This is a genomic window from Arthrobacter ginsengisoli (assembly GCF_031456935.1).
GTDB lineage: Bacteria > Actinomycetota > Actinomycetes > Actinomycetales > Micrococcaceae > Arthrobacter > Arthrobacter ginsengisoli.
Window position 1 is genome coordinate 355976 of record NZ_JAVDVQ010000002.1, and the last position, 10557, is coordinate 366532.

The window sequence follows — 10557 nt, forward strand, 5'->3', positions numbered from 1 at the left end:
GCCGCATCTCACTACGGGCCTCGCTGGAAGCGGCAGCCGCGCAGGCGCCGTCGGACTGGTGCCTTTGCATCGTAGTCCGGGCGCCCTGCACGCGGAAGGACGCTGCCCGGGGCCGGCCAGCGCCGTCGGAGGCGCGCTGCGTTTGCAGGTAATCTAGGAGGGTTCCGGAGCTGGAAGGCTTCTCCGGAGGTCATATGGCAGGAAGCAAAAGGCGAGGTTGATGGTCCACATCTGGAACGATCCGTCCGAAGTCCCGGCGGACTTTGGTCCTTCCGTCGTTACCTTCGGCAACTTCGACGGTGTGCACCGCGGCCACCAGCAGGTGCTCTCGCAGCTTATCCGCGTCGCCCGCCTGAACCACGCACGGGCCGTCGCCATCACTTTCGACCCGCATCCGGCGCAGGTCCACCGCCCGGAATCCGCCCCTGAGTTGATTATGGGCCTGGAAGACAAGCTGGTGGCGCTTGGCGAGCTGGGCCTCGACGCTGTACTGGTGATGAAGTACTCCCTCGAACTGGCCAGCCTCACGCCCGAAGAATTCGTTGCCACCGTCCTGGTCGGCAGCCTTAAGGCCAGCCACGTGGTGATCGGCCACGATGCCCGGTTCGGCCGGGGAAACTCCGGTGACCTGGCGACCATGCAGGAACTGGGCAGGAAGCTCGGCTTCGAGGTGCTGGTCATCAGTGAGTTCGGGTCGGAAGGCTTTCCGTTGCACGGGGAAGTGCACGACGACGGCGGCGCGGACCGCCGGTGTTCCTCCACGTGGGTGCGGGAGGCACTGCGCGAGGGCGATGTCGCTACCGCGGCCGCCGTCCTGGGAAGGTCGCACCGGATGCGCGGCCAGGTGGTTCACGGAGCCGCGCGCGGCCGCGACCTGGGCTTTCCGACCGCCAACCTCGCCTCCGACGCGAGTGGCTACATCCCGGCGGACGGCATCTACGCCGGCTGGCTCGTGGACCAGGCCGGCACGCGCTGGCCGGCCGCCATCTCTGTCGGCTCCAACCCCACCTTCTACGGCGTCAGCCGGCAGGTGGAGGCGCACGTGATCGATCGGCCGGACGAGGCCGTCGAGGACTTCAATCTGTACGACCAGACAGTAGTAGTGGAATTCGTCGCCCGGCTGCGGGGAATGGTGGCGTACCGTGGCCCTGAAGCGTTGGTGGACCAGATGCGCCTGGACGTTGTCCAGGCGCACAAGATTCTGTCCGGGCGCTGATCCGTTGAGCGGGGCCGCTGCAAGGAGCGGCTACGCCAAACAGCCGGTAGGAAGGCAAAAAACGTGACGATTGAGAAAAACACCAGGGAGCTGGACAAGGATATTGTCCGGGACTTCAGCTCAAAGATGAGCTACGCGTCCTACCTGCAGCTGCCGACGCTCCTGAGCGCCCAGCAGCCGGTCAGTGCTCCGGAGCACCACGATGAAATGCTGTTCATCATCCAGCACCAGACCACGGAACTGTGGCTCAAGCTGGTCCTGCACGAGCTCCGCAGCGCCGCCGCCTGGCTCCGGTCCGACGATCTCGGCTCGGCCCTGAAAGCGATCGCCCGGGTCAAGCACATCCAGAAAACCCTGACCGAGCAGTGGTCCGTGCTGGCCACCCTCACACCCACCGAGTACTCGCAGTTCCGCGGCTTCCTGGGCAACTCCTCGGGATTCCAGTCCAGCCAGTACCGCGCGGTCGAGTTCCTGCTCGGCAACAAGAACAGCAAGATGCTGCCCGTGTTCGAATCCGATCCCGAGGCCCACGCGATGCTGCAGGAGCTCCTCGAATCCCCGAGCATCTATGACGACTTCCTCGCCTACCTCAAGCGCCAGGGCTTCGACGTTCCCGCCTCGCTGCTGGAGCGCGACGTCACCCGGGCGCACGAGTTCTGCCCCGAGCTGGTCCCGGTGTTCAAGTACATCTACGAGAACGCCGCCGACAACTGGGGCGCCTACGAGGCCTGTGAGGAACTGGTGGACCTCGAGGACAACTTCCAGCTCTGGCGTTTTCGGCATCTGCGGACGGTGCAGCGCACCATCGGCATGAAGTCGGGCACCGGCGGCTCCAGCGGCGCCGCCTTCCTGCAGAAGGCCCTGGAACTGACCTTCTTCCCGGAGCTCTTCGCCGTCCGGACGGAGATCGGCCAGTGAGCGCCCCTCGCCCGGAGACCGCAGGGACCCCTGCAGGAACCACGGACGCCCTGCTGCGGCGCGCCCGGGAACTGGACGCCGCCGACCCGCTGGCTTCCTACCGCGGGCACTTCATCGGCACCGACACGGAACTGTCCTACCTGGACGGCAACTCCCTGGGCCGTCCGCTCAAGCGCACCGTCACGGACATCAGCGGCTTCATCCAGGACAGCTGGGGCGGCCGGCTGATCCGCGGCTGGGACGAGGAGTGGCTGGAGCTCCCGCAGGCCATCGGCGACCAGCTCGGCCGTGCCGTCCTCGGCGCGGCCCCCGGGCAGACCGTCATCGCCGACTCCACTACGGTGGTGCTGTACAAGCTGATCCGGGCCGCGCTGGCAGCCGTCACGGACCCGGTGCGCACCGAAATCGTGCTGGACACGGACAATTTCCCCACCGACCGCTACCTCGTCGAGGGCATCGCCCGCGAAGAGGGACTCACGCTGCGCTGGATCGACGCCGACCCCTCCTCTGGTGTGACCGTCGAACAGGTGCGGGCCGCCACCGGCCCGGCCACCGCCGTCGTGGTCCTGAGCCAGGTTGCCTACCGCTCCGGGTTCCTCGCGGACCTGCCGGGGATCACCGCGGCCGTGCACGACGCCGGCGGGCTGGTGGTGTGGGACCTGTGCCATTCCGCCGGGTCGGTGGAGATCGCCCTGGACACTGCCGACGTCGACTTCGCCGCCGGCTGCACCTACAAATACCTTAACGGGGGACCGGGCTCGCCCGCGTTCGCCTACGTCAACGCCCGGCACCTGGCCGGCCTGCAGCAGCCGATCTGGGGCTGGATGGGCCGCAAGGACGCCTTCGAAATGGGACCGGGCTACGAGGCCGCCGCGGGAATCCGCGGCTTCCTCAGCGGCACCCCGGCGATCTTCGGGATGCTCGCGATGCGCGGCACACTGGACCTGATCGAGGAGGTGGGCATGGCCGCGGTCCGGGAGAAGTCCTGCCTGCTGACCGCGTTCGCCGTCGAACTCCACGACGCCTGGCTCGCCCCGGCAGGCGTTGAACTCTCGACGCCGCGGAATCCGGAACTGCGCGGCAGCCACATCACGGTGGATCACCCGGCCTTCCGCGAAATGACCGCGGCGCTCTGGGAGCAGGATGTCATCCCGGACTTCCGGGCGCCGCAGGGCATCCGGATCGGGCTGTCCCCGCTGGGCACGTCCTTCACCGAGCTGTACCGCGGTGTCGCCGCCATCCGCGAACGGCTCGAGGAGGGCCGTTCCGGGCAGGATCAGGACCGGCCGTTTCGACAAGATTAGCGGCGTGCCGGTAAACTAAACGTTGGTTCCGGCTGCAGTCCGTGGCGGCTGGCTCTTGTTGTGTACGGGAAAGTCTCTCTTCGGAGGACAAGCACCGGCGCGGCACCCCCGGCAGTGAGTTACTGATTCGGGCCTCACGGCACATCTCTAGGAGTTATCGTGGCACTTGAAGCCGCTGTAAAGCAGTCCATCATCAAGGATTTCGCAACGTCCGAGGGCGACACCGGTTCGCCGGAGGTCCAGGTTGCAGTCCTGACTCAGCGGATCAAGGATCTCACTGAGCACATGAAGGTGCACAAGCACGATTACCACACCCAGCGCGGTCTGCTGGCCATGGTTGGTCGTCGCAAGCGCATGCTGACCTACCTCAAGAACACTGACATCACCCGCTACCGTGCGCTCATCGAGCGTCTCGGCCTGCGCCGCTAGTCAGCTTTAAGGGGCGGCCCCTTCCGGAGCGGAAAGGGCCGCCTTCTTCAAACAAAACTCAACAGGAGGATCAACCGCATCACGCATTCGCGGTCTTCGGTAGTGACTTCCGGGAACGGCTTCAAAGAGTGAAGCCTTAGCCCGTGGGTCTCGATCGATGACCGGGTGCAGTGCAGGCCAGCAGACAGATGCTGGGCTGGGTTGATGCGGCTGGGCTCCGTGAACCATGAAACGGAGGTGACTCTCTATGGAGGGTCCCGAAATCCAGTTCTCAGAAGCAGTCATTGACAATGGCCGCTTCGGCAAGCGTGTAATCCGCTTTGAAACCGGCCGCCTTGCCAAGCAGGCAGCCGGCGCAGCGATGGTCTACATCGACGAAGAGACCGCGCTGCTGTCCGCAACCACCGCCGGCAAGCACCCGCGTGAAGGTTTCGACTTCTTCCCGCTGACCGTCGACGTCGAAGAGCGTATGTACGCCGCCGGCCGCATCCCGGGCTCGTTCTTCCGCCGCGAAGGACGCCCCTCCACGGAAGCCATCCTGGCCTGCCGCCTGATGGACCGCCCGCTGCGCCCCGCCTTCGTCAAGGGCCTGCGCAACGAGGTCCAGATCGTCGTCACCGTGCTGTCCATCAACCCGGACGAGCTCTACGACGTGGTCGCGATCAACGCTTCCTCGATGTCCACCCAGCTCTCCGGCCTGCCCTTCTCCGGTCCGATCGGCGGCGTCCGCGTTGCCCTCGTCGCCGACGAGCACGGCTCGCAGTGGGTTGCGTTCCCGAAGCACTCCCAGCTCGAGAACGCCGTCTTCAACATGGTCGTTGCCGGCCGCATCGCAGGCGATGACGTCGCCATCATGATGGTTGAAGCCGAAGCCACCGACAACTCCTGGAACCTCATCAAGGAACAGGGCGCCACCGCCCCGACCGAAGAGGTTGTCTCCGAAGGCCTCGAGGCTGCCAAGCCGTTCATCAAGGCCCTCTGCGAAGCACAGTCCGACCTGGCAGCCCGCGCCGCCAAGCCGACCGTCGAGTTCCCGGTCTTCCTGGACTACCAGGACGACGTCTACGCCGCCGTGGAGTCCGCCGCCGCCGACAAGCTGGCCGCTGTCTTCCAGATCGCCGACAAGCAGGAACGCGACACCGCCTCCGACGAGCTTAAGGATGAGGTGACCTCTTCCCTCGCCGGCCAGTTCGAAGGCCGCGAGAAGGAGCTGTCCGCAGCCTTCCGCTCCGTCACCAAGCAGGTTGTGCGCCAGCGCATCCTCAAGGACCAGATCCGCATCGACGGCCGTGGACTGACGGACATCCGCCAGCTCACCGCCGAGGTTGAGGTCCTGCCCCGCGTCCACGGCTCGGCCATCTTCGAACGCGGCGAGACCCAGATCATGGGTGTCACCACGCTGAACATGCTGAAGATGGAACAGCAGATCGACTCGCTGTCTCCCGTGACCCGCAAGCGCTACATGCACAACTACAACTTCCCGCCGTACTCCACCGGCGAGACCGGCCGCGTCGGCTCCCCGAAGCGCCGCGAAATCGGCCACGGTGCCCTCGCAGAGCGCGCCATCATGCCGGTGCTGCCGTCCCGCGAGGAATTCCCCTACGCCATCCGCCAGGTGTCTGAGGCTCTCAGCTCCAACGGTTCGACGTCGATGGGTTCCGTCTGCGCCTCCACGCTGTCCCTGCTCAATGCAGGTGTGCCGCTGAAGGCCGCTGTTGCCGGTATCGCCATGGGCCTGGTCTCCGACCAGGTTGACGGCCAGACCCGCTACGCCGCCCTGACCGATATCCTCGGCGCCGAAGATGCCTTCGGTGACATGGACTTCAAGGTCGCCGGCACCGCTGAGTTCGTCACGGCCATCCAGCTGGACACGAAGCTCGACGGCATCCCGGCCTCGGTCCTGGCCGCAGCCCTGAAGCAGGCCCGCGAAGCCCGCCTGCACATCCTGGACGTTCTGAACTCCGCGATCGACACCCCGGACGAGCTCTCCGAGTTCGCGCCGCGTGTCATCGCGGTCAAGATCCCGGTGGACAAGATCGGCGAGGTCATCGGCCCGAAGGGCAAGATGATCAACCAGATCCAGGAAGACACCGGAGCCGACATCTCGATCGAGGACGACGGAACTGTCTACATTGGCGCCACGAACGGCCCGTCTGCCGACGCAGCACGGTCCGCGATCAACGCCATCGCCAACCCGCAGATCCCGGAAATCGGCGAGCGCTACCTGGGCACGGTCGTCAAGACCACGACCTTCGGCGCTTTCGTTTCCCTGACTCCGGGCAAGGACGGTCTGCTGCACATCTCCGAGCTGCGCAAGATCGCCGGCGGCAAGCGCGTGGACAACGTCGATGACGTCGTCTCCGTCGGCCAGAAGATCCAGGTGGAAATCACCAAGATCGATGACCGCGGCAAGCTCTCCCTCTCGCCCGTTGTGGCGGAGGAGGCAGGCTCCGAGGACGCTGACAACGCTGAGGTCTCCCTGGAGTCCGCAGAGTAGTCTTTCCTGAACAAGTGGCGGGGCCGGTGGATCATCCACCGGCCCCGCCGCCGTTAAAGGCAGGTAGGATGGCAGGCAGATTTGGCATGTGTTTACTGAAAGGCCTTAATGACTGTCGTCCCCCTGCCGCTTGAGCAGAACCAGCACGCTGACACCCTGATCCACGGAGCCGACGGCGGTTCCGAGGTGCGCCGATCGGTCCTGCCGGGCGGCGTCCGCGTGCTTACCGAGGCGATGCCCGGCCAGCGTTCGGCCACCATCGGGTTCTGGGTCGCCGTCGGCTCCCGCGACGAGGCGCCCGGCCAGCACGGCTCCACGCACTTCCTGGAACATCTCCTGTTCAAGGGCACCCGGCGGCGCACCGCCCTTGAGATCGCCTCCGCCTTCGACGAGGTGGGCGGGGAATCCAACGCTGCCACGGCGAAGGAAAGCACCTGCTACTTCGCCCGCGTCCTGGACACCGACCTGCCGATGGCGATCGACGTCATCGCGGACATGATCACCGGCGCCGTGCTGGACCCGCAGGAGATGGAGCAGGAACGCGACGTCATCCTCGAGGAGATCGCGATGGACAGCGACGACCCCACCGACGTCGCCCACGAACACTTCGTCGCCGCCGTCCTGGGCACGCACCCGCTGGGCCGCCCGATCGGAGGCACCCCGGACGCCATCCGCGCCGTCGCCCGCGACTCGGTCTGGGACCACTACCGCCGCTACTACCGCCCGGACGAGCTCGTCATCACCGCCGCCGGGGGACTGGACCACGACGTCGTCTGCGGGCTCGTCGTCGATGCCCTGCACTCCGCCGGCTGGAGCCTTGAGCCCGACGCGGCCCCCGTGCAGCGCCGCTCCACCGACCGCGCCGCCATCACCGGCACCGCCGGACTGCACGTGGTCAAACGCCCGGTGGAGCAGGCCAACATCATCATGGGCTGCCCCACCATCGTCGCGACCGACGACCGCCGGTTTGTTATGAGCGTGCTCAACGCCGTGCTCGGCGGCGGCATGTCCTCCCGGCTGTTCCAGGAGGTCCGCGAGAAGCGCGGACTGGTGTACTCGACCTACTCCTTCGCCTCCTCCTACGCCGACGCCGGCTACTTCGGCATGTACGCCGGCTGCACGCCGTCGAAGGTCCGGCAGGTCCTTGAACTGCTCGGCGCCGAACTCGACAAGCTGGCCGGGGGCGGCATCTCCGACGAGGAACTCCGCAAGGCCGTCGGGCAGCTCTGCGGAGGAATCGTGCTGGCCCTGGAGGACACCGGCTCCCGGATGTCCCGGCTGGGCCGTGCCGAACTTGTCTCCGGCGAGTACCAGGACATCGATGAGACCCTGCGCCAGATCAAGGCCGTCACCGCCGCCGAAGTCCAGGAGCTCGCCCGCGAACTCGCAGCCGCGCCGCGGACCGTGACCGTGGTGGGCCCCTTCGAGGAATCCGAGACCTTCGGCCTCTGAGATCCGGTCCGGCAGGCCGCTGAGCCTGGGACTGCACCGGCCAGGCGGGGTCTTCAATTTGCCACGAACGGCCGCTATGACCCTTCGTTCAGCGCCGATTCGTCACAGGTGGCCGCTATTCCGGCCCTCCTGGCGGCCATTCGCGTCAGACGGGTGGCTGGGTGGCCTTGATAGCGGCCGTTCGCGTCAGACGGGTGCACCGGTGCGGACAGAATTGGCCGGACTCCGCGGATTCGTCACAGGTGGCCGCTATTCCGGCCCTCCCGGCGGCCATTCGCGTCAGACGGGTGCGAGGGTGGCCTTGATAGCGGCCGTTCGCGTCAGACGGGTGCACCGGTGCGGACAGTATGGGCCGGACTGCGCCGATTCGTCACAGGTGGCCGCTATTCCGGGTCTCTTGGCGGCCATTCGCGTCAGACGGGTGGCTGGGTGGCCTTGATAGCGGCCATTCGCGTCAGACGGGTGCACCGGTGCGGACAGTATGGGCCGGACTCCGCGGATTCGTCAGAGGTGGCCGCTATTCCGGGTCTCTTGGCGGCCATTCGCGTCAGACGGCTGGGAGGGTGGCCTTGATAGCGGCCATTCGCGTCAGACGGGGCCGCAGCCAGGGTCCCGCCTGCCGCTGAGCTGGGCCTGAACCGCCCCGGCGGGGTCGGCCCGCACCTAGACACGGCAGGCGGCGCGGCGTGATGATGGGGACGGGCTCACGCGGGAGGAACTCCACTTGGGAGGAATTCATGGACCGGCCGCTGCCAGGCAGTGCACACGAAGCGCTTGAGGCGTTCCTGGGGCACTGGACCGGCACCACGCAGTGGAAGGCCACGCCCTGGGGGCCGGCGCGGGCCGCCGCCGTCGAACTGACTTTCGCCCGCGCCGCCGCCGGCCTGGCCGTCACGCACAGCTACCGGCATACAGAGGCCGATGGCAGCCGCTTCGAAGGCCACGGTGTCTTCACCACGGACCCGGACCATCCGGATACGCTTTGGTACCACGTCAACAGCATGGGGCTGCCCCCGGAGGCACCGGCACGCGCCAGCTGGCAGGAGGGCACCCTGACCATGGAACGGCGCAGCGAGCGCGGCACCTCCCGGCATACCTTCCGGGTGGACGACGGCGTCCTGACGCACAGTGCCGGGCTCCGGCTCGGTGCCGCGAGCGAATTCACGCCCTTCATGACCACGGTCTGCCGGCGCGTGGCCGAGGATGCCGCCGCCTCCGCCTGAAGCTCTGCCGACCTGGCGCTGCCGACGCCGACGCCGTGCCGCGCCGCCGTCGTGCGTCACCGCGCACCGCCGGCGCGCCCAAACCGTTGCCATAACGTTGCAAGGCATCCCTTGAAAACCGTTGACACTCCGTGGCGCTGACCATAGATTTGCCGTAATCTGAATCACCTTTCAGGTTCAGGCACGATTCAGTCATCTACTGCTCAGATTCCGCGGATTCTCAACGAAAGGCATCCCGTGAAGGATACAAAGAAGTTCCTGATGGCCGCCGTTATGGCCACCGGGCTCGCCCTCAGCGCCTGTGCGCCGACTGCCGGCACCGCAGCGCCAGCCGAGTCAGGCAAGGCCGCCGAGCCGGTCAACGTCGGCATCATCTACTCCAAGACCGGACCGCTGGCAGCCTACGGCGCCACCTACTACGAGGGCCTGCAGGCGGGCATCGACCACGCCACCGGCGGGACCGGCGCCGTCAACGGCGCCAAGATCAACCTCACCTACGCCGACGACGGCGGCGACCCGGACAAGGCCGTCACGGCTGCGAAGGACCTGATCGGCAAGGGCTACAAGATCATCGGCGGCACGGTCGTCTCCGGCATCGCCCTCAAGCTGGCGGAGCAGGCCGCCCAGAACAAGGTCCTCTACATCTCCGGGCCTGCCGCGACGGACGCCATCCAGGGCATCAACAAGTACACCTTCCGCTCGGGCCGCCAAAGCCTGCAGGACGTGGCCACGGCCGGTTCCTTCATCGACACCAACGGCAAGAAGGTCGTCGTCTTCGCCCAGGACAACGCCTTCGGCCAGGGCAACGTCGCCGCCGTCAAGGCCGTCCTGGGAGCCAAGGGCGCCACCGTGGAGTCCGTCCTGGTTCCGGACGGGCAGGAGCTCACGCCGTTCGCCCGCCAGCTCATCGACGCCAAGCCGGACATGGTCTTCGTGGCCTGGGCCGGGGCAACGTCCGGCACCATGTGGCAGACCCTGAGCCAGCAGGGCGCCTTCGACGCCGCCCCGGTCGTCACCGGGCTCGGCGACGCCGCCACCTTCGGCGCCTACGGCGAGGCCACCTCCAAGATCAGCTTCCTGAACCACTACTTCCCGGGCGCCTCGGGCACCGAGGTGGAAAAGGAGATGATCGCCGCGGTCGAGAAAGCCGGCCAGAAGGCCGACCTCTTCACCCCCGACGGCTTTGTCGCCGGCCAGATGATCGTCCAGGCCATCAAGGAAGGCGGCAACGATGCCGACGCCATGGTCAAGGCACTCGAGGGCTTCAGCTTTGAGGGCCCCAAGGGCAAGGAAACCGTCCGCGCGTCGGACCACGCCCTGGTCCAGGACATGTACCAGGTCAAGCTCGTCCAGACGGGTGGCAGCTGGGCTCCCGAGCTCATCAAGGTGGTTTCGGGCGACACCGTCGCCCCGCCGGAAAAGAAGTAGGCCGCGCGCGGGGCTGTGCCGTACGGCGCAGCCCCGCGCTGCACAACCCCGCGCTGCACCGCGGTGCAGGGCACTGCCGCGCACGCCCAC

The 10557-nt window shown here is 66.9% G+C and carries 8 protein-coding genes; all 8 read left to right on the forward strand.

Annotated features, from left to right (window positions below; all coding sequences use genetic code 11):
* The first annotated feature begins 220 nt into the window (after nucleotides 1-220).
* The 8 genes from J2X01_RS03755 (at nucleotide 221) to J2X01_RS03790 (ending at nucleotide 10467) form a co-directional block, all read left to right on the forward strand.
* The gene (locus tag J2X01_RS03755) at nucleotides 221-1216 is read left to right on the forward strand and encodes a bifunctional riboflavin kinase/FAD synthetase (protein ID WP_310050688.1); all 996 of its coding nucleotides are present in this window, start codon (nucleotides 221-223) and stop codon (nucleotides 1214-1216) included.
* Nucleotides 1217-1279: 63 nt separating this feature from the next.
* Entirely contained in the window at nucleotides 1280-2134 is an 855-nt protein-coding gene (gene kynA, locus J2X01_RS03760) for a tryptophan 2,3-dioxygenase (protein ID WP_310050690.1), read from the forward strand.
* The gene (gene kynU, locus J2X01_RS03765; protein WP_310050693.1) at nucleotides 2131-3438 is read left to right on the forward strand and encodes a kynureninase; all 1308 of its coding nucleotides are present in this window, start codon (nucleotides 2131-2133) and stop codon (nucleotides 3436-3438) included. Before kynA ends, kynU begins: the two co-directional genes overlap by 4 nt.
* A 159-nt stretch (nucleotides 3439-3597) precedes the next feature.
* A complete protein-coding gene (gene rpsO, locus J2X01_RS03770) occupies nucleotides 3598-3867 on the forward strand; it encodes a 30S ribosomal protein S15 (RefSeq protein WP_226760651.1) in 270 nt (89 codons plus the stop codon).
* A 247-nt stretch (nucleotides 3868-4114) separates the two neighbouring features.
* On the forward strand, nucleotides 4115-6364 hold the full coding sequence (locus J2X01_RS03775) for a polyribonucleotide nucleotidyltransferase (protein ID WP_310050696.1): 2250 nt from the start codon (nucleotides 4115-4117) through the stop codon (nucleotides 6362-6364).
* 108 nt (nucleotides 6365-6472) lie between these two features.
* Nucleotides 6473-7816 (forward strand): M16 family metallopeptidase, encoded by a 1344-nt coding sequence (locus tag J2X01_RS03780; protein WP_310050699.1) that lies wholly within the window; start codon nucleotides 6473-6475, stop codon nucleotides 7814-7816.
* 737 nt (nucleotides 7817-8553) lie between these two features.
* Nucleotides 8554-9039, forward strand: coding sequence for a DUF1579 family protein (locus J2X01_RS03785; protein WP_310050701.1), 486 nt, complete (start codon nucleotides 8554-8556; stop codon nucleotides 9037-9039).
* A gap of 237 nt (nucleotides 9040-9276) precedes the next feature.
* The gene (locus J2X01_RS03790; protein WP_310050703.1) at nucleotides 9277-10467 is read left to right on the forward strand and encodes a substrate-binding domain-containing protein; all 1191 of its coding nucleotides are present in this window, start codon (nucleotides 9277-9279) and stop codon (nucleotides 10465-10467) included.
* The last annotated feature ends 90 nt before the right edge of the window (nucleotides 10468-10557 follow it).

What these genes read in the sequence shown, in the direction of transcription:
- J2X01_RS03785 (WP_310050701.1), top strand. Translation starts at nt 8,554, where the DNA reads ATGGACCGGCCGCTGCCAGGCAGTGCACACGAAGCGCTTGAGGCGTTC.
- J2X01_RS03775 (WP_310050696.1), top strand. Translation starts at nt 4,115, where the DNA reads ATGGAGGGTCCCGAAATCCAGTTCTCAGAAGCAGTCATTGACAATGGC.
- J2X01_RS03755 (WP_310050688.1), top strand. Translation starts at nt 221, where the DNA reads ATGGTCCACATCTGGAACGATCCGTCCGAAGTCCCGGCGGACTTTGGT.
- J2X01_RS03780 (WP_310050699.1), top strand. Translation starts at nt 6,473, where the DNA reads ATGACTGTCGTCCCCCTGCCGCTTGAGCAGAACCAGCACGCTGACACC.